Source organism: Candidatus Stoquefichus massiliensis AP9, from assembly GCF_000455285.1.
Lineage (GTDB): Bacteria > Bacillota_I > Bacilli_A > Erysipelotrichales > Coprobacillaceae > Stoquefichus > Stoquefichus massiliensis.
In genome coordinates this window covers 91,135-111,329 of record NZ_HG005287.1, presented here as the reverse complement: position 1 = coordinate 111,329, position 20,195 = coordinate 91,135, and the positions used below count along the sequence as shown (strand labels likewise).

Below are 20,195 nucleotides of genomic sequence, written 5' to 3'. Positions count from 1 at the left end.
ACATACAAAGAATTAAAGGGGGAAATCATTATGTCAATGACAATGACACAAAAAATATTAGCAGATCATGCAGGTTTAAAAGAAGTTGTGGCAGGACAGCTTATTGAAGCTAAGTTAGATGTTGTAATGGCCAATGATATTACAGGTCCTATGGCATTGCCTATTTTTAAACAAATGGCTGATCACGTTTTTGATAAGGATAAAGTTGTTTTGGTGCCTGATCATTTTACACCAAATAAAGATATTAAATCAGCAGAAAACTCTAAAGCAATCCGAGAGTTTTCTTTAAATCAATGTTTAACTCATCATATGGAACAAGGAAAATGTGGTGTGGAACATGCGATTTTACCAGAGCGAGGAATTGTTGTCGCTGGAGAATGTATTATTGGTGCGGATTCTCATACATGTACTTATGGTGCTTTAGGAGCATTTTCTACAGGAGTCGGAACAACAGATATAGCAACTGGAATGGCAACAGGTGAATTATGGTTTAAAGTGCCAAGTGCTATCAAGTTTGTTTTAAAAGGGAAACTTCAGCCTTATGTCAGTGGAAAAGATGTGATTTTACACATTATTGGACAAATTGGTGTTGATGGTGCTTTATATAAATCAATGGAATTTGTTGGTGAAGGGGTCCAAGAATTATCAATGGATGATCGTTTTACAATTTGTAATATGGCGATAGAAGCAGGGGCTAAGAATGGAATTTTCCCTGTTGATGAACAAACAAGAGAATATATGGATAAGCATTCCAAGAAAACATATAAAGAATATGTAGCAGATGAAGATGCAGTCTATGATGAAGTCATTGAAATTGATTTATCAAAGATTATACCAACAGTGGCTTTTCCGCATTTACCAGGGAATGCGCATACAATGGATGAAATAAACAATGATGAAAAAGTATATATAGATCAAGTTGTGATTGGATCTTGTACGAATGGACGTATGAGTGACTTACGCAAAGCAGCTGCTATTCTTAAAGGAAAACAAGTGGCAGAAAGAGTTCGTGTAATGGTTGTGCCAGCAACCCAGAAAATCTTTGTGCAATGTATTCAAGAAGGATTGGCTGAAATCTTTGTAGAGGCTGGATGTGCGTTTAATACACCAAGCTGTGGACCATGTATGGGTGGTCATATGGGTGTTATGGCAAAAGGTGAAAAATGTGTTTCAACAACAAATCGTAACTTTGTTGGAAGAATGGGTGATACAGAAGCATTAATTTATTTGGCTTCTCCTGAAGTTGCTGCGGCAAGTGCAATTGCAGGTTATATTGCTGATCCAAGAAAGGTAGGGGAATAAGATGAAAGCAAATGGTAAAGTATTAAAATATGAAGATAACGTAGATACAGATGTCATTATTCCGGCAAGATATTTAAATTCATTTGATGCAAAAGAACTTGCAAGTCATGCGATGGTGGATATTGATCCAACATTTGTAGAACGTTTAAATCCTGGTGATATTATGGTGGCTGGGAAAAACTTTGGTTGTGGTTCGTCACGCGAACATGCACCTTTGGCTTTAAAGACAGCTGGTGTGAGTTGTGTGATTGCTAAATCTTTTGCAAGAATATTCTATCGTAATTCTATTAATATTGGATTTCCAATCTTAGAATGTGAAGAAGCTGCAAATGATATTGATGAAGGAAATGATGTTGAAATTGATTTTGACAGTGGAAAAATTTACAATAAAACAAAGAATAAAGAATATCAGGCTCAACCTTTCCCTGAGTTCTTACAAAATATGATTCAAGCAAATGGCTTAGTTAACTATGTCAATGAGAAGAAGAGAGGTTAGAATTATGGAAAAGAAAATTGCAGTCATTAAAGGTGATGGTATTGGACCTGAAATTGTCAATGAAGCATTAAAGGTTATTGAAGCTATTGCTCAAAAATATAAACATACATTTGAATATCAATATATTGATATGGGTGGTGCATCTATTGACAAATATGGTGTCCCATTAACAGATGAAGCTATTACAATTGCAAAAGCAAGTGATGCTGTTTTACTTGGTTCTATTGGAGGAGATACCAATACTTCACCTTGGTATCAATTAGAACCAACACTTCGACCAGAAGCTGGATTATTAAAGATGCGTAAAGAATTAGGTTTATTTGCAAATTTAAGACCAGCATATTTATATGATGAATTAAAAGGAGCTTGTCCTTTAAAAGAAGAAATCACTGAAGGTGGTTTCGATATGATGATTATGCGTGAATTAACAGGTGGTTTATATTTTGGTGAACGTGAAACAAAAGAAATTGATGGGCAAATGGTTGCTCATGATAATCTTGTTTATAGTGAATCAGAAATTAGAAGAATTGCTAAACGCAGTTTTGATATTGCAATGAAACGCAGAAAGAAAGTGACAAGTGTTGATAAAGCGAATGTCTTAGATACTTCTCGTTTGTGGCGAAAAATTGTTAATGAAGTTGCTGTTGATTATCCTGAAGTGGAATTAGAACACATGTTAGTTGATAATGCTGCCATGCAATTGGTTAAAGATCCACGCCAATTTGATGTCATTTTAACAGAAAATATGTTTGGTGATATTTTAAGTGATGAAGCAAGTATGGTGACAGGCTCAATAGGTATGTTATCAAGTGCATCACTAAGAGAAGATACATTAGGTATGTATGAACCAAGTCATGGGAGTGCACCTGATATTGCTGGACAAAATATTGCGAATCCAATCGCAACAATTCTTTCAGCAGCAATGATGTTACGTTATTCATTTGATATGGATGAGGAAGCAAAAAATATTGAAGATGCGATTGAAAAAGTCTTAAAGGCTGGTTATCGTACAGTTGATATTATGTCAGAAGATAAACAACAAGTCACTTGTTCACAAATGGGGGATTTGATTGTTGAAAATTTATAATGGGGAGGTCACATATGAAAAGTGATAATGTGAAAAAAGGGGTAGAAAGAGCCCCTCATAGATCTTTATTTAATGCATTAGGAATGACAGAAGAAGAATTGTCTAGACCTTTAATTGGAGTTGTCAATTCATATAATGAAATTGTTCCTGGACATATGAACTTAGATAAAATTGCTGAAGCAGTTAAAAAAGGTATTTATTTAGCAGGTGGAACACCAATTGAAGTTCCGGCCATTGCAGTATGTGATGGAATTGCGATGAATCATACAGGAATGAAATATTCATTAGTGACAAGAGAATTGATTTGTGACAGTACAGAATGTTTAGCCAATGCTCATCAATTTGATGGTTTGGTAATGATTCCTAACTGTGATAAGAATGTGCCTGGATTGTTAATGGCAGCTGCTCGTATTAATATTCCAACAATCTTTGTCAGTGGTGGGCCAATGTTAGCAGGACGTCGTGTTGATGGACAACAAACATGTTTATCTTCATTGTTTGAAGCTGTTGGTCAGTTTAACTCAGGAAAGATCACAGAAGAAAAATTAAAAGAAATTGAAGAAAAAGCATGTCCAACATGTGGATCATGTTCTGGTATGTATACAGCTAATTCTATGAACTGTTTAACAGAAGTTTTAGGAATGGGATTAAAAGGTAATGGTACAATTCCAGCAGTTTATAGTGAAAGAATCAGATTAGCAAAACATGCTGGTATGCAAATTATGAAATTGGTTGAAAAGGATATCAAACCAAGAGATATTATGAATGAAAAAGCATTTATGAATGCTTTAACTGTAGATATGGCTTTAGGATGTTCAACAAACTCTATGTTACATTTACCAGCTATTGCTTATGAAGCTGGTGTTGAATTGAATTTGGAAATTGCCAATGAAATCAGTAAAAAGACACCAAACCTATGTCATTTAGCGCCTGCTGGTGATACGTTTATGGAGGATTTAAATGATGCTGGTGGTGTTTATGCAGTTATGAATGAATTGGATAAGCTAGGTATATTAAATACAGATGTTTTAACTTGTACAACAAAGACATTAAAAGAAAACATTGAAGGTTGTGAGAACCTTGATGAAAATATTATTCGTCCAGTAACAAATCCTTATAGTAAAACAGGTGGAATTGCTGTCTTAAAAGGAAATTTAGCACCTGATAGTTGTGTTGTCAAACAAAGTGCTGTGGCACCTGAAATGATGCAGCATAAGGGACCAGCAAGAGTCTTTGATTGTGAAGAAGATGCCATTGCTGCTATTCGCGCTGGGAAGATTGTTGCGGGTGATGTCGTGGTGATTCGTTATGAGGGACCTAAAGGTGGACCAGGAATGCGTGAAATGTTATCACCAACAAGTGAAATCGCTGGTATGGGATTAGATAAAGATGTTGCATTAATTACTGATGGACGTTTCTCAGGAGCAACACGTGGGGCTTCTATTGGGCATGTTTCCCCAGAAGCAGCAGTTGGTGGACCAATTGCCTTTGTTCAAGAAGGCGATATGATTGATATTGATATTACAAATCATAAAATTGAATTACTCATTAGTGATGAAGAAATGGCAGAAAGAAAGAAAAACTGGGAACCAAAGTTTCCTGAAGTCAAAGGATATTTAAAGAAATATGCTTCTATGGTCACTTCAGCAAATACGGGAGCCGTTTTAAAAGTTAAATAAAGAGAAGGAGGAAATACTATGGAAATGAAAGGATCAGATATTGTTGTTGAATGTTTGCTTGAACAAGGTGTAGACACTGTGTTTGGGTATCCAGGAGGAACAATTCTTGAAATCTACGATAGTTTGTATAAATATCAGGATAAGATTAACCATGTCTTGACTTCTCATGAACAAGGGGCTTCTCATGCAGCTGATGGTTATGCTCGTGCAACTGGTAAAGTTGGCGTATGTATGGCTACAAGTGGTCCAGGAGCAACCAATCTGGTTACTGGTATTGCAACAGCTCAGATGGATTCTATTCCTCTTGTTGCAATTACTGCTAACCAAGCTGTTTCACTGCTTGGAAAAGACAGCTTTCAGGAAGTTGATATTGCTGGTGTGACAATGCCAATTACAAAACATAATTTTATAGTTAAGAAAGTGGAAGAATTAGCTCCGACAATTCGTAAAGCGTTTCAGATTGCTAAAGAAGGTAGACCTGGAGCTGTACTTGTTGATATTACAAAAGATGTCACTTTAGCACATTGTGATTATATAAAAACTGAACCTGAAATTATCGAAAGAAGAAGTTATACTTATCCAACTTCAACATTAAAACAAGCTATTGAAATGATAGAAGCAAGTGAAAAGCCATTTATCTTTGTTGGTGGTGGAGCAGTAGCTGCTAATGCATCAGTAGAATTAAGAGAATTCGTTGAAAAAATTGATGCTCCGGTTACTGATTCATTAATGGGTAAAGGGGCATTTGATGGTACCAATCCACGATATACTGGAATGTTAGGAATGCACGGAACTAAAGCGAGTAACTTAGGTGTTTCACAATGTGATTTATTAATTGTTGTAGGAGCAAGATTTAGTGATCGTGTGACTGGAAATGCAAAGAAATTTGCTCGTCATGCAAAAATTATTCATATTGATGTTGATGCGGCAGAGATTAATAAGAATGTCGTTGTTGATTTAGGTATTGTTGGTGATGCTAAGAGTGTTTTAAGTGCATTAAATCTCTTATTAAAACAACAAAATCATCCACAATGGTTAAAAGAAATCAGAGCTTTAAAAGAACAATATCCATTATCATATAATCCAGATATTTTAACAGGACCATATGTGATTGAACAAATAGAAGCTTTAACAGATAATAATGCTATTATCTGTACAGAGGTTGGTCAAAACCAAATGTGGGCAGCACAATATTACCATTATAAAAGACCACGTCAATTGATTACAAGTGGTGGACTTGGAACAATGGGTTATGGTTTAGGAGCAACTATAGGTGCTAAATACGCTTCACCAGATCAATATGTTTTTAATATTGCTGGAGATGGATGTTTTAGAATGAACATGAATGAATTAGCAACTGCATCTCGTTATAATGTTCCTATCATTGAAGTTATTTTAAATAATCATGTCTTAGGAATGGTTAGACAATGGCAAACATTGTTCTATGGTAAACGTTATTCAGCAACTATTTTAGATGATAAAGTTGATTTCTGTAAAGTAGCTGAAGGTTTAGGATGTAAAGCCATTAAGGTTACAACAAAAGAAGAAGTTGTTCCTGCTATTCAAGAAGCGATGGATTACAATGGACCAGTTGTGATTGAATGTATTATTCAAGAAGATGATAAAGTCTTCCCAATGGTTGCTCCAGGAGCAGCAATTGATGAAGTCTTTGATGAAAAAGATGTAGAAGAATAAATATAATAGCCTTGAAGAATCAATGTCTTCAAGGCTATTGTTATATTAAGGGAGAAAAAATATTCAAAATCTTGACAAGAGGAATTCGCTATGAGTATAATGTAAATGTCAAAGATGACAACGAATATTTTATGATCAATTTGTTTCCATATGAAAAGTTTTATGTATTTTTCATTTTTATATGGGAATAAAAGAAAAGGGAGAGCTGGTAACTCGTCCCTTTTCTTTTTTGCTTGAGAGGATGACAACGAATATAGACCTAAAAGGTGATCAACCTATAGGTGTAAGGATGTTGATTTTATAATTTATAAATCAACGCTAGAATTGTAATAATAATGACCAACCAAAAGCGATCACTCATTACTGTTTCTCCTTATTTATCCGTTGGCACCCTCACTTTCGTGTTGTGCTTTCAAATACATATGTCATCCTCCATTAAATATAAAACTTTGTGAATACTCACTGATGCACGTCTGCGTCCAGCAACCTGTCAGATGCTGTGGAATGCATATCCAAGAAATATTATATAATAAATGAATGTAGACAAATGACGGATTTTGTCGAATAATAGCAATCATTTTTTAAGATTCATGTGGTTGTCAATGAATATTCATTAAAAGATTTTATATTTATAGTAGTTTTTCTTATGTTATAATAGATATATGAATTTATTTAATGAGGGGAAAAGAGATGAATAAAAATAAAGAAAGATTTGTACAAGATATACTTGACACATTTGATCAAACGAATGCCTATAAGATAACAATGTTTTTGTGTGCTTTATTTGGCTTTGTTGGTCTTTTCTTTTCTATAACGATGCTAGAAAGTGTTATTCCTTATATTCAGATTTATACAACATACTTAGCCTTCTTTGGTTTATCATTATTTTGTATTGTAGGGGGAATAGGATGTTTGTATGCACTGTATAAAAATTATTCTGTACACTTACATCAAAGTGATAAACATCAACTAATACGTTATTTACCGATTGCATTCGTATCCATGATTCCAGGTTTTATCATGTTGATATATACATCGATTGTTGAAAATAATGATTTCATTATGCCAGTATCTTATATGAGTTTTTATCTTTGTTTATATGCAATAATTGTGATTGGAATGAGTTATATCATGATAAAAGCAAAACTCCAAAATGAGAAAGTTATTTATCAAAAAAAGACACTTCGTTATATTGAATGGACAATGATTATTGTTTTGATGATTGCATTTTTCTTCACTTTGATTCTAGCAGGATCAGGATTACAGGATATTCCAAAAATAATTCTAATCACTTTTGTTGTGACATTCTTAGCTTATCAAGGTGGAAGAACGGCTGTCGCAAGATCATTTTATAATGAAATGAATATTGAATTTATGGATTATGAAAAACTTTATCATGATGGAACTTTAGGTTCATCTCATACATCTTTAAAAGCGCGAGTTACAATAGTTAATGATGGACAATTGGATAAAGCTCTTGATGTTTTAGAAGAATTTGGATTCAATAGGGATATCTGTATGAATGCAATATTAAAAAATATGCCTTTCTATACATTTGATGAAAAAATGTATTATGATATAAAATTTATGAAAATGCTGTTAATGCGATTAACGTATGAGAAGGTTCCTTTTACAGTAGAAGTGTGGTCAGGAAAAGATTGGCATCGCAGCGAACAATATGAGCAATTAGAAGCAAGGCGTTTTATACGTAGAAAAAAAGAAGAAGATAGGAAAGATGAAGAAGATAATGATGTGAAAAATGGAATTCTTTTCAATATTTTTATGACAATTGTTGTTGGAATTGGTTTTCTCATTTATGGTATATGGGCAGCGCTGATTCCTGTTAATCATTTTCGTCCTATTCGTTGGAGTACGTATGAACAGGTACAGAAGAATTATAAAAATCTGACTTATCCTAATACAAGAATGATTTATCATATGGTTTGTATATGGATCTTGTTTCTTGGGTTTGTGTTGATAAAGCCAGTTCAAGATTGGTATTGTATGATTGTTGGTGAGTCTGCAGAAACTGTATATATGATATTTGCTGTTTTTGTAATTGGCGAACTTATAATGTTTCCGTTGTATTTAAAGAGATTAAAGCTAACAATGAATAAGGAACGAACATTACATAATTATGAGAAAAATGCTTTTTTAGCTTTTGTTGCTTTAACATTAATTAGAAGTTTTATAAAGGGTTTTCAAAAAGCATTATGTCAGTTATTATTATTAATTATTGCTATTGAAGTCGCAAAGTCATTCTATCTTATAGTACGATATGTTATACATCGTAAAGAAAGTATGGTTGTTAAAAATAATGAAGTTTATGAAATTGTTGAAGAGTATCAGTTAGATTCTTTGTTTGATGCATTGAAAACATATGTAGAACCTATCATAAAATTAGAATGTGTTGATGAACAACCAACACGCTATAATAGTCAATTGGGTGGAGTTCCTTATTTATTAAAAGGTCAAGATATACCTAAATATGGCGATGAACCACTCATGTTATTATTACAAATCAATTTTGATGAATTTGAAGGATCAGGAATATCAGATTATCCAACACATGGTATGCTCCAATTCTTTATAAAAGTAGATGATTGTTATGGATGTGATTTTGATGGAAATACAGACAGTTTAAAATACAAAGTGATTTATCATGAGACAGTTGATTATCAACAAGATCATCTCCAAGATATAGAACATATCTTTTATGAAGATTCTCCTATTCTCAAAGAAACAAAGTTGAAACTTTTATGGACTGAGGAAGTTGGACTCTCTTCATCGGATTATCATTTTCTAGAAAAATTACAATCACTTAAAGATACATCATTACTAGATGATTTCATGAATAATGACTTATTAATGGAACAAATATATGATGAATGTAGTGCAACAGCAATATGTAATAAATTAGGAGGACAAGGTTATTTTGCCCAAGAAGATCCTAGAAATGATGAGCAGGTGATTTTATTGCAGCTTGTAAGTGATGAAGAATATATGATGTGGGGAGATTATGGAACATGTCATTTCTATATGACAAAAGATGACTTGGTTAATCGAAGATTTGATCATGTTGTTTATGATTGGGATTGTTATTAGGCAGAGAAAGTCTGTCTTTTTTGATTAATGCGGAGGAAATTATGAAATGCTTTCTATTGAGATATAACTCCTTTGTATATAATTCATATTGACTTCTCATAAAGAAGTTGTTATGATGTATACAGACCGATAGTCTGTATACGAGGAGGTATTATGGCTAGAAATAAACATCCAGAAGAAACATTAGAAAAAATCATAGCGACAGCTACTCAACTTTTTATGGAAAAAGGATATGAACAGACAAGTATACAAGATATATTAAATACTATGAATTTATCTAAAGGTGGACTTTATCATCATTTTAAATCAAAAGAAGAAATCCTTGAAGCTGTGATGCAAAAAAGGACTCAGTATGTCATTGATAGATTGTATGATCTGATTCAGAATACCACTGCTGAGAACACAAAAGAAAAATTAAAGAAGATTTTATATCATCTGGTGACAGATACACAAACACAAGCATTTGATACGGTCTTAAGTTCACATATTCATTCCCATTTTGTGGTTAACGGAATACAAACCGCTGTTAAAAAAGATGCTCCTATTATCTGTGAGTTAATCAAAGCAGGAATAAAAGATGGTTCTCTTCATACTGCTCAACCAGAATTATGTTCAGAAGTTTTTTTAATCTTATTGAATTATTGGGCAAATCCTGTTTTGTTTGGAAGAAATGCTATAGAGACAAAAGAACGATTGGTTTACTTAAAGTTTATGATGGCACAATTAGGATTAGATATTATTGATGATGCTTTTATTGATGCGATAATCGAATCATATAGATGGTAAGTCTTTCATGACTGTTATAAAACAGTCTTTTCTTAAAAATATATAGAAACCAACGGTCGGTTTTAAATGGAGGAAAATAAAGATGGGAAGAAAGGATTTAGAAAAATATTCAAAGGTTGTTTTGGGATTAGGTATTGGTTTATTTGTGTTTATTTATTTTGTTGTTCTTGTAACAAATGTAGAAGATGTATTTGAGTTTCACACTTATAAAAATATTTTGAGATTAACATTAGGAGTTAGCCTCATATCATTTTGTATTTTGAGTGCTATCATGTCTCATAACTTTATAATGAAACCATACTTATATAATCAATCTGATTATCAGGAGAACACATTATTTCATAGAGTTGTGTCAATGTATTCTTTTCTCTTGGCATCAATGTTGTTATGCACAGTGATGCCAATAGGACTATTTATGTTATTAGAGAGTTTTATGCATTTTATACCAGATACCTTCACAATACAATTATCAATAGAAATCATACAAATGATTTTGGTTTCTATAGTATCAGTTTGCATGATTGGTATGATGTCTATGGGAATTGGTCTTTTAAAAAAATCATCATTAATGATTTTTATAAGTACAATTCTTTTGGTTCCTATCTATGGAAATATAACAATCAATGAAAGTCAATATACATGGATGATTCTCGTTATTTCCACATTCATAGCAAGCATCTTATTGTATAACACAGTTAGTTTCAATCAAAGAAAAGAGGAGAAAGAAAATGGTAGAGAAGAAAATGGACGAACTCACAAAGAAAGCAATCAATAAATCACATCAAATGACTCAATCTGCATTATTACAATCGCAAAAAATGCGTCATCCATCAAAGAAAGTAGATAAAATCGGAACAACAATTGGAACGATGATTGGTGAAAGTTTGGTATGTATTGGTGTTATACAATGCGTGATGGGAAAAAGTTTGTGGGCTATAGGAACTCTTTTGGCTGGGAGTATCACAATTTTATCTAATTATATCCATCATTATAAACAAAAATGATTTCTGCTTTTTGAGAAATCATTTTTCTATTGACAATTATCTTGTAATATTTTTGCATATTGAACACATATTAAATCAGTAATAATCATTAGAGGATAAGGATGACTTGCAAAATCTCTACGACTTTGATAACGAATATAACCATCGATATAAGGCAGAGTCACACTAAAATTGGAAGTAATCATATAGATTTTAGGTTTATTCTTTAACTGTTTGAAAGGTTTAGTACGTTGAAAAACACGATCGAAATATGTTCCAGACTCAGAGAAAATAATAATTAATGTGTCTTCATCAGCATGATTGATATATTCTACCTGATCAATAAACTTAATACAGGTAAAAAGGATTTTTCCATTTGTTTGTAAATCATACTGCAAATTTAATGCAACATTTTCAGATTGCATATATCCAAATGCTGCAACATTTTTATATTGATGAATATCTTTAACCAAATCATTTAAGTCTTTTTCAAATGAACTTTGATAAAGTCTTTTTAAGTTATCTATCACACTTAAAATATAAGATTGTGGTAAAGTTGGTGCATCAAATTCTTTAAAATCAAATTTACCCTTCGCATGAGCATGTTCAATCGCATATCTTGCGATTTGCGTTTTTAATGCACTAAAGTCTCTTAAACCAATGTCTCTACAAAAACGAGAAATACTAGAATTTGAAACATAGCAATGCTGAGCAAAATCTGTTAAAGAAAATTCCTCTAAATCATGGATGTTTTCAATAATAAACTTTGCGATTTTATAATTATTTGAATCTTTTGGTTCACTGTTAATGGTAGATAGCAGAATAATCATTAAGTTAAACATCTTTCTTCCTCTTTTCGACATATATATAATATATAGCACGAAAAGGAAAAGAATACAATTTATTTCTTGATAACAACTGTTTTTGCGAATTTATCGTGAAAGGATTGTGAGTTTGGCTGAAAATAAGCATAAAGAATAGATAGGATTGTGAGTGCATAGGCAATATATTTTAAGGGAGTAACGAAAGAACTCAAACCAACTAATGGCATGATCTTTCTTATATATGTTGCACTTATGACAATGCCACCCTCTAATAAGATAGCTCCTAATAATTCTCTTATACACATTGTTTTAAAAGTGATTTCCTCTTGTTTTTCACTAACGACATGGATTTTACATATTTTTTTACCCAGCGTTTGGCCTTTCCAGATAAAAGAGGGAATAAATAAATAATAAATAAGACCAATACTAATGCCATATAGTCCAAGTAAAAAACCAGTCTGAAATGAATACTGTGAAAGATCAAACATGAATGGCTGTAAGTAATCACCATCACGTAAATAAAAAGTAATAGGTAGCACAGCGAACATATTGGTTAAATACCAATCAATAATCATCGCAAAAAATCTTTTCATCCTCACTTCAATGATATCTGTTTTATTCATTTGTACATTCTTTTTTGACATATTATTTTCCTCTTTCCTGATCATATTTTGCAATATGTGTATAAAAAGGAAAATGACCAAAGTCATCTTCCTTTGAAAATCAATTAAAGTCTTTTATAATCATCCATATTTAAAAGTGATGCAGCATCTTGATCACAGATGACTGTAAAGTTTGGATGAAGTTTTAAGACAGTTGAAGGTAACTCATCAGTAATTGGTGAATCTAAAACATCTTTTAAGATTTGTGCTTTTTCTTTTCCTGTTACAATCATAACCAGATGTTTCACACGCATTAAACTTTTTGGGCCCATTGTCAGTGTAACAGGTAAATGTGGTTTGGCTGGGTATGTTGGATTGGCAGCATTCTTTGTTGCACGATCCATTGGATAAGTATAACTATCCATTGGTGTACAGCGAGGACAGTTACTGCAGAAATGACCATCAAATCCTAAACCGATTAACATTACATCAATCCCACCAGCATCACGAATTTCCTGATCATAGGTTTCCCAATTTTCCATTGTTGTTGTATGGATTCTTTCATCAGGAATATGCGCTTCTTTAAAGAATAATTCTTGCATCTCTTCCCAATTAGGACCATGTGGTTTATCAAGATATGGAGCTTCATCAAAAAGATAATATTGAATATCTTTGAATTTTTCTTGATCTTTAACATATGGAACCATCATCTTGTAAAGATGAATAGGTGATTTTCCAGCAGTCAGAGAGATATTCACTCGTTTATCCTGCATCATAGCACCTAATAGAATCTGCATAGCACTTTCACTCATTTTTTGTTCGTTTTCTTCAATAATTAATTTCATTGTTTTTCCTCCTTAAACAAGAAGATTATCATCACACACGCTCCATTATAGGGAATATATTGTTTTGAAATCAACTTATTTCCACAATGTGGAAATAATTTCGACAATATGGAAAATAATTGAATTATGAGTGTTGAAAATTATATAATCTGTGTACGTCATGAAGGGAGGAAAAGAATCATGAATTTTATGGAAAGATTTAATGAACTTGCAGATCGTACACTAGTTCCAATTGCAAATAAGTTGGGGAATCAAAGACATCTTGCTGCAATTCGTGATGGAATGGTTGTTGCAATTCCACTATCTATTTTAGGTGGCGTTTGTTTGATTATTTCAACACCACCATTTAAACCAGAGACATTACCAAATTGGGGATTTGTAAGTGATATGTTGATGGGATGGTACAATTGGGCACAAGCGAATAAAGCAATGCTACAGGTTCCATACAATATGACAATGGCATTGATGGGATTGTTTGTTGCATTTGCAATTGCTTATCATTTGGCAAAGAAATATGAAATGGCAACATTGAATGCCGCCATTGTTTCTACCGCAGTTTTTTTAATTGTATCATCACCAGTTGTTTCAGCAGTACCTGCGAGTCTGATGAGTGAAGGTACAAATGTTGCAGATCTTTTAACCAAGGCAGGCAATTATATTCCAACAACATTTTTAGATGCTAAAGGAATATTTAGTGCCATTATTGTTTCTATTGGTTGTGTAGAAATTATGCATTTTATGTTAAAAAAGAATATTCGCTTTAAGATGCCAGAAGGTGTTCCACCAGCAATCAGTTCATCTTTTGATGCTATTATGCCACTCTTTGTTTGTGTTATTGTTTTCTATGCATTGTCATTATTTGTACAAAATATCAGTGGGGAACTCTTACCAAGTATGATTATGACATTATTAGCCCCAGCTATTTCTGGTTTGGATTCATTATTAGGAATATGCTTAATTACGATTTTAGCACAAACATTCTGGTTCTTTGGATTACACGGTGCAAGTATTACGCAACCAATTCGTTTACCATTTATGCAAATGTATCTAGTTGCGAATATTACAGCATTTAGTGCAGGAGAACCAATTGCTCATTTCTTTACACAACCATTTTGGTCTTATGTCATTACCCTTGGTGGTGGAGGGGCCACACTTGGATTATGTATTCTTTTATTAAGATCTAAATCTGTTGAATTAAAGACACTTGGAAAATTATCAATTGGACCAGCTATCTTTAATATTAATGAACCAATTATCTTTGGTTTACCAATGGTATTAAACCCATTGATGATGATTCCATTTATCTTTGTTCCAGTTGTGAATTCCATTATTGCTTATACTTGTATGACATTCAATATTGTTGGAAAAGGAATTATTGAGACACCATGGACAACACCTGCCCCATTAGGTGCAGCATTGGGTTGTATGGATGTTAGAGCAGGAATTATGGTTATTGGTTTAATTTTATTAGATATTTGTCTTTATTATCCATTCTTCAAATTAATGGAAAAACAAAAATTAGATGAGGAAAATCAACTCAAAAATATATAACATATGAGAAGATTCATCACACACAATGATTATTCTTCATCTGATGTCCTAAGAAGTTTATGACTTCTTAGGATTTTTTGACATAAAATGATGTTATTTTGTCATTTGCAATTCTGATGGGGAATGATGGATGGCAGGAAACAGTTTTACAATTACTTATTTTGGTGATTCAGATCTTTATTTATCTCCCATTTTTTAAAGCATATGATAAAGATTTGTTAAAGAAAGAAAAACTTTCTCAGGAGAAACAATCATGATGACATTTTCAGATGATTTCTTGATTGGTGGAGCTATGTCTGCTTTATAGTCTGAAGGAGCATGGAATGAAGGTGGTAAAGGACTTGCAACTTATGATTTTTATACAAAAGGTATGTCTAGCTGTTTTTATGATGATTATCAGTTTGTAACTGATGAGAATACATATTATCCAAATCGTGTTGGTATTGATTTTTATCACCGATATCAAGAAGATATTCAGTTATTAGCTGAAATGGAATTTCGTTGTTTAAGAATATCGATTGCCTGGCCACGTATCTTCCCTCATGGTGATGATGAAGAAGGTTTACAATTTTATGATCATCTCCTTGATGAATTATTAAAACATCATATTGAACCATTGGTAACGCTTTATCATTTTGAAACACCTTTAGATATAGTGACACGATATCATGGCTGGAAAAATAGACATGTTATTGATCTGTTTGAAAAATATTGTCGTACTGTTTTTCAAAGATATAAAAAGAAAGTGAAATATTGGATTCCGTTTAATGAAATGAATGGAGTGACTGATGCTGGAACATTTGTTCCAGGTAAATATAGTGTGTTAGCTGGGTTTGTAGTTGAAGATAACGAGAATATGATGACAACTCTTTATCAGGCAGCACATCACCAGTTGATAGCTAGTGCTAAAGCAGTCATTGCTTGTCATGAAATGATTCCCGATGCTAAAATTGGTGGAATGGTGGCTTATCAATTATCTTATCCCTATACATGTGATCCTCAAGATATTTGTTTGAATATGGAGGAAATGGAAAGAAGAATTTATTATTATACAGATGTATTTATGAATGGTGAATACAACTATTATGCGCAATCTCTATGGAATCAATTCAATGTCAATATTGAAATAAAAGAAGGTGATCTAGATATTTTAAAACAAGGTGTCTCTGATTTTCTTGCATTGAGTTATTATTCAAGTAGTCTTGTTTCATTTGATAAAGAGTTAAAGAAAACAGATGGAAACTTATTTGAATCAACAGTCAATCCTTATTTAGAACGTTCAAAGTGGGGTTGGACAAAGGATCCAATGGGTTTATATATTTCTTTAAAAGAACTTTATACATGTTATCATAAGCCATTGTTTATAGTTGAAAATGGGCTAGGAGAAGAGGATGTTCCTGAACAATGTCAAGGGGATTTAAAGATTCATGATGATTATCGTATACAATATTTAAGTGATCATCTTAAAGTGGTTTTCAAAGCACTTGAAGAACATATTGAGGTTATGGGATATCTTGTATGGGGTCCCATCGATATGATTAGTGGTGGTACTGGTGAAATGAAAAAACGTTATGGTTTTATCTATGTAGACAGAGATGATTTGGGTCAAGGAAGTTATCAGCGTTATAAAAAGGATTCATTTGATTGGTATAAGAATGTTATACAAAGTCATGGTAAATGTTTAATGGATAATGAGAATATTAATTATATGTTCGAGTGGGATGTCTAGTAGTGTATTGGTGACAAATATGCAAGATGCTGCGATTGAAATGAATATGTTAGTGGAAATTGAAGCATTAGGGCGAGATGAATTTAGTCAGATTTCGACTGCTTATGATGTTATTTTGTTAGCACCACAAATTAGATATCAAAAAGAAAGATTTGAGAAGATGACTCATCATGAAATTCCTATTACAATTATTGATTCAGTTGCTTATGGAATGTTAGATGGACAAAAGGTTTTGCAACAAGCGATTGATGTGATAAAGAATAAAAATTAAAAGTTATATAAAATTCCTAAGAAGTGTATTGTCCTAGGAATTTTTCATTTTTCTTTAGAAATTCTTTGGCAAATATTCATGGTATTTCCATATATTTATGTTAAGATTGAGTAAAATTTTGATTAAAGAGTTTCTATATATGGAAAAATATGATAAATTGATATCTAAAAGTGGGTGTGATTATGAAAAAAATAACAGGTTTAACAAATCAGGAAGTTGAATATCAAAAACAGCAAGGGCATGTGAATAGAGCAGTTAAGCCATTGGTTAAAAGTAATAAACAAATCGTTATTGAACATGTATTTAATCTATTTAATGCTTATAACTTTGTCATTGCATGTGCACTTATTGCAGTTCGAGCATGGTCTAGTTTATTCTTTGTAGTGATTGTAACATCAAATACAGTCATTAGGATTTATCAAGAAATAAGATCTCGTAATATGGTAGCTAAATTAAATCTCATTATTTCTCCTAAAACGAAAGTTTTGAGAAATCAAGAACTCTTAGATATTGATAATGAAGAGATCGTTTTAAACGATGTTATTTATTTAGAAACTGGACAACAAATTTCTGCAGATGCTATTGTGTTAGATACAAATGTAGAAGTTGATGAATCTTTGTTAACTGGTGAGGTTGACCCAGTACTTAAAAAAGTTGGAGATCATCTTTTATCTGGAAGTTTTATTGTCTCAGGAGCATGTCATGCACAAGTCGAGCATGTAGGTATTGATAACTATGCCACAAAGATTGCTAATGAAGCTAGAATTCGTAAACCAGTGACTTCTGAGTTGATCACTTTCTTTAATAAGGTAACAAAATTAACAAGTTTACTTGTTTTACCTTTAAGTATTCTTATGCTTTATCAGGCATTAATAGTTCGTGATGAATCTATAACTATGGCTATTGTCAATACTTCAACAGCATTGTTAGGGATGTTACCTAAAGGGTTGGTTTTATTAACAAGTGTATCTATGGCAGCCAGTGTTGTACGATTGGGTAAAAAAGAAGTATTAGTGCAGGAGATGTTTAGTATTGAAACATTATCTCATGTTGATGTTTTGTGTTTAGATAAAACAGGAACATTAACACAAGGAAAAATGGAAGTTCAATCTGTGATTCCTTTTGAGCATTCATTGCCTTTTGATACGATAGATATTATGACTTCATTTGTCAATGGAAGTTTAGATAATAATGCAACTTTTCAAACATTATCAACATATTTTCAAGGGAATGCAAAGTATGAAACAATAGATAGGGTTTCATTCTCATCAGCTCGAAAGTGGAGTGCTTCATTATTAGATGGGGTAGGGACGATTATTGTTGGAGCACCAGAATTTATTATTCCAAGTTTAAAGTTACCTAAAAGTGCTGAGTCTGCAAAACAAAAAGGTGCTCGTGTTTTGTTGGTTGCACATTATCAGGATTTTCAAACATTTCAAGATCATCTTGAATATGCGACTCCATTAGCATGTATTATTATTCTTGATCCATTACGTGTCGATGCGCATGAAACAATTGCTTTCTTCCAAGAAAATGATGTACAAGTGAAAGTGATATCAGGAGATAATCCAGTGACAGTAAGTGCATTAGCATTACAGGCAGGTATCAAGAATCCAACACATTATTTAGATGCAACAACACTTGAAAGTGATGAAGATATAGAATCAGCAATTATGGAATACAATGTTATAGGTCGTGCAACACCATATCAAAAACATAAGATGATTTTAGCACTACAAAAACATCAATATAAAGTAGGCATGACAGGTGATGGTGTTAATGATGTTTTAGCTTTAAAAGATGCAGATGTTTCTATTGCTATGGGTTCAGGATCTGATGCAGCGAAACAGATATCTCAGTTTGTTGTGATTAATGGTGAATTATCAACGATGGTAGATGTTGTGAAAGAGGGACGTTTAGATACGAACAATGTTGAACGTTCAGCATCTATGTATTATTTAAAAACAATCTATACAATCTTTATTGCAATAGCAATGGTCCTTTTAAATATGCCATATCCATTTATTCCTTTCCAAATGACCTTATTAGATAACTTTGTAGAAGGTTTTCCATCATTTATGATACTCTTTGAAAAGAATATTAATAAACAAAAAGAATCTATTGCAAGACATACCTTAAGATATTCAGTACCTAATGCTGTATCTGTTATTATAAGTGTTATTGTCATGAGTGTTTTATCAAGCAAATTAGGATTAGATTTAAATGAGTTATTTACCATCCTTTATTTCTCCACAGCAATGCTTGCTATTCACTTAATTTATCGTATTTATTGTCCAATAAATTGGTATCGTGGATTCGTTCTTGTTTTAGATGTGATTGGTTTTATTATTGCAACATGCCTATTTTGGAATTGGTTACAACTAGCACCAATGACGACAGTGCTTATACAATATATACTTTTTATTGTAGGGGCTGGTATTATTTTAGCAACAATCATTTCTTTCTTTATAAATCGTTATTTAGATAAAGATATTGTCGAGTGATGAAAATCACTCGTTTTTTCTATTTTATGACTTTTGTCACTTTTCTCTATGACATAAATCATGATAGAATGAAAAAAAGTAGGGTGATGTTATGGAACAACATGAAAAGAATAAAAAAGCTGTTTTAGGAATTATTATAACAATAACTGCTATGGTTATTGGGATTATTTTAACAAGTTATTTTGATACACGTTCTACTACTCGTAAAGTTTTTGGAGTGACATATATGACGATGAATAATCCTTTTTATGAAGTCATTAATAATGAAATTCAAAAAGTTGTTGAAGAGAATGGAGATCAATTAATGACTCTTGATCCTGCCTTAGATGTTGATAAACAAAATCAGCAGATCTATTCTTTTATTAAACAGCGAGTAGATGGCATTTTTGTGAATCCTATAGATTCACAAAAAATCAAACCAGCTATTGAAGCAGCAAAAAAAGCAAATATTCCAGTCATTGTCGTGGATGCACCTGTGTTAGATGAACAATTGGTGAATTGTACAATTGTTTCTGATAATTATGATGCTGGTGTTCAATGTGCAAAAGATATGATGAAAAGACTGAGTCAGGCAAATATTGTTTTATTGAAACATACAACAGCCAAATCAGCTAAAGATCGTATTGATGGTTTCTTGGATACAATTCAACTATATCCACAATACCAAATTGTTAATGAAGGTGAGTGTGAAGGTCAATTAGAACTAGCGATGCCATTAATGGAGAAAATATTAAGT

Annotated in this window: 16 protein-coding genes and 1 pseudogene; 14 read left to right on the top strand and 3 right to left on the bottom strand. The window is 32.4% G+C overall.

Annotated elements, in window-relative coordinates; genetic code table 11:
* The first annotated feature begins 30 nt into the window (after positions 1-30).
* The 9 genes from leuC to BN350_RS18660 all read left to right on the top strand — a co-directional run bounded on the left by leuC (position 31) and on the right by BN350_RS18660 (position 11,154).
* Entirely contained in the window at positions 31-1,302 is a 1,272-nt protein-coding gene (gene leuC, locus BN350_RS06500; RefSeq protein ID WP_028042869.1) for a 3-isopropylmalate dehydratase large subunit, read from the top strand.
* Position 1,303: 1 nt separating this feature from the next.
* Positions 1,304-1,798 carry a 3-isopropylmalate dehydratase small subunit gene (gene leuD / locus BN350_RS06495; protein WP_028042868.1) on the top strand — a complete coding sequence of 165 codons (495 nt, stop codon included), beginning with the start codon at positions 1,304-1,306 and terminating at the stop codon, positions 1,796-1,798.
* 4 nt (positions 1,799-1,802) lie between these two features.
* Positions 1,803-2,885: a 3-isopropylmalate dehydrogenase gene (leuB, locus tag BN350_RS06490; protein WP_028042867.1), complete on the top strand. Its 1,083-nt coding sequence runs from the start codon at positions 1,803-1,805 to the stop codon at positions 2,883-2,885.
* A gap of 14 nt (positions 2,886-2,899) precedes the next feature.
* The gene (gene ilvD / locus BN350_RS06485) at positions 2,900-4,564 is read left to right on the top strand and encodes a dihydroxy-acid dehydratase (RefSeq protein WP_028042866.1); all 1,665 of its coding nucleotides are present in this window, start codon (positions 2,900-2,902) and stop codon (positions 4,562-4,564) included.
* 18 nt (positions 4,565-4,582) lie between these two features.
* Positions 4,583-6,259, top strand: coding sequence for a biosynthetic-type acetolactate synthase large subunit (gene ilvB / locus BN350_RS06480; protein ID WP_028042865.1), 1,677 nt, complete (start codon positions 4,583-4,585; stop codon positions 6,257-6,259).
* Between the two features lie 690 nt (positions 6,260-6,949).
* On the top strand, positions 6,950-9,364 hold the full coding sequence (locus BN350_RS06475) for a YwqG family protein (RefSeq protein ID WP_028042864.1): 2,415 nt from the start codon (positions 6,950-6,952) through the stop codon (positions 9,362-9,364).
* Between the two features lie 153 nt (positions 9,365-9,517).
* Positions 9,518-10,150 (top strand): TetR/AcrR family transcriptional regulator, encoded by a 633-nt coding sequence (locus BN350_RS06470; RefSeq protein WP_028042863.1) that lies wholly within the window; start codon positions 9,518-9,520, stop codon positions 10,148-10,150.
* A gap of 82 nt (positions 10,151-10,232) precedes the next feature.
* Positions 10,233-10,925, top strand: coding sequence for a hypothetical protein (locus BN350_RS06465; protein WP_028042862.1), 693 nt, complete (start codon positions 10,233-10,235; stop codon positions 10,923-10,925).
* On the top strand, positions 10,879-11,154 hold the full coding sequence (locus tag BN350_RS18660; RefSeq protein WP_044600200.1) for a hypothetical protein: 276 nt from the start codon (positions 10,879-10,881) through the stop codon (positions 11,152-11,154). The genes BN350_RS06465 and BN350_RS18660 overlap by 47 nt, the downstream gene beginning before the upstream one ends.
* Positions 11,155-11,180: 26 nt before the next feature.
* Here BN350_RS18660 and BN350_RS06455 read toward each other — a convergent pair whose 3' ends face one another.
* The 3 genes from BN350_RS06455 to BN350_RS06445 all read right to left on the bottom strand — a co-directional run bounded on the left by BN350_RS06455 (position 11,181) and on the right by BN350_RS06445 (position 13,404).
* Positions 11,181-11,975: a MurR/RpiR family transcriptional regulator gene (locus tag BN350_RS06455; RefSeq protein ID WP_028042861.1), complete on the bottom strand. Its 795-nt coding sequence runs from the start codon at positions 11,973-11,975 to the stop codon at positions 11,181-11,183.
* Positions 11,976-12,034: 59 nt separating this feature from the next.
* Positions 12,035-12,601, bottom strand: a complete 567-nt coding sequence (locus BN350_RS06450; RefSeq protein WP_044600175.1) for an RDD family protein — start codon at positions 12,599-12,601, stop codon at positions 12,035-12,037.
* An 83-nt stretch (positions 12,602-12,684) separates the two neighbouring features.
* Positions 12,685-13,404, bottom strand: coding sequence for a 6-phosphogluconolactonase (locus tag BN350_RS06445; protein ID WP_028042859.1), 720 nt, complete (start codon positions 13,402-13,404; stop codon positions 12,685-12,687).
* 180 nt (positions 13,405-13,584) lie between these two features.
* Between BN350_RS06445 and BN350_RS06440 the strand changes: the two genes are divergently transcribed.
* The 5 genes and pseudogenes from BN350_RS06440 to BN350_RS18650 all read left to right on the top strand — a co-directional run.
* A complete protein-coding gene (locus tag BN350_RS06440; protein WP_028042858.1) occupies positions 13,585-14,955 on the top strand; it encodes a PTS sugar transporter subunit IIC in 1,371 nt (456 codons plus the stop codon).
* Positions 14,956-15,277: 322 nt separating this feature from the next.
* Positions 15,278-16,684: pseudogene (locus BN350_RS18655) on the top strand (glycoside hydrolase family 1 protein); the annotation flags it as partial.
* On the top strand, positions 16,677-16,955 hold the full coding sequence (locus tag BN350_RS06425) for a PTS sugar transporter subunit IIB (protein WP_196802951.1): 279 nt from the start codon (positions 16,677-16,679) through the stop codon (positions 16,953-16,955). The pseudogene BN350_RS18655 and the gene BN350_RS06425, both read left to right, overlap by 8 nt.
* Positions 16,956-17,137: 182 nt before the next feature.
* Entirely contained in the window at positions 17,138-19,459 is a 2,322-nt protein-coding gene (locus tag BN350_RS06420) for an HAD-IC family P-type ATPase (protein ID WP_028042856.1), read from the top strand.
* A gap of 91 nt (positions 19,460-19,550) precedes the next feature.
* Positions 19,551-20,195, top strand: a 645-nt coding sequence (locus tag BN350_RS18650; RefSeq protein WP_044600199.1) for a substrate-binding domain-containing protein, incomplete at its 3' end; no start/stop codon positions are given.

Coding starts and splice junctions, on each gene's coding strand:
- BN350_RS06450 (WP_044600175.1), bottom strand. CDS start 12,601: ATGTCAAAAAAGAATGTACAAATGAATAAAACAGATATCATTGAAGTG.
- BN350_RS06445 (WP_028042859.1), bottom strand. CDS start 13,404: ATGAAATTAATTATTGAAGAAAACGAACAAAAAATGAGTGAAAGTGCT.
- ilvB (WP_028042865.1), top strand. CDS start 4,583: ATGGAAATGAAAGGATCAGATATTGTTGTTGAATGTTTGCTTGAACAA.
- BN350_RS06420 (WP_028042856.1), top strand. CDS start 17,138: ATGAAAAAAATAACAGGTTTAACAAATCAGGAAGTTGAATATCAAAAA.
- leuC (WP_028042869.1), top strand. CDS start 31: ATGTCAATGACAATGACACAAAAAATATTAGCAGATCATGCAGGTTTA.
- BN350_RS06425 (WP_196802951.1), top strand. CDS start 16,677: ATGTCTAGTAGTGTATTGGTGACAAATATGCAAGATGCTGCGATTGAA.
- BN350_RS06465 (WP_028042862.1), top strand. CDS start 10,233: ATGGGAAGAAAGGATTTAGAAAAATATTCAAAGGTTGTTTTGGGATTA.
- BN350_RS06470 (WP_028042863.1), top strand. CDS start 9,518: ATGGCTAGAAATAAACATCCAGAAGAAACATTAGAAAAAATCATAGCG.
- BN350_RS06440 (WP_028042858.1), top strand. CDS start 13,585: ATGAATTTTATGGAAAGATTTAATGAACTTGCAGATCGTACACTAGTT.
- BN350_RS06455 (WP_028042861.1), bottom strand. CDS start 11,975: ATGTTTAACTTAATGATTATTCTGCTATCTACCATTAACAGTGAACCA.
- leuB (WP_028042867.1), top strand. CDS start 1,803: ATGGAAAAGAAAATTGCAGTCATTAAAGGTGATGGTATTGGACCTGAA.
- leuD (WP_028042868.1), top strand. CDS start 1,304: ATGAAAGCAAATGGTAAAGTATTAAAATATGAAGATAACGTAGATACA.
- BN350_RS06475 (WP_028042864.1), top strand. CDS start 6,950: ATGAATAAAAATAAAGAAAGATTTGTACAAGATATACTTGACACATTT.
- BN350_RS18660 (WP_044600200.1), top strand. CDS start 10,879: ATGGTAGAGAAGAAAATGGACGAACTCACAAAGAAAGCAATCAATAAA.
- ilvD (WP_028042866.1), top strand. CDS start 2,900: ATGAAAAGTGATAATGTGAAAAAAGGGGTAGAAAGAGCCCCTCATAGA.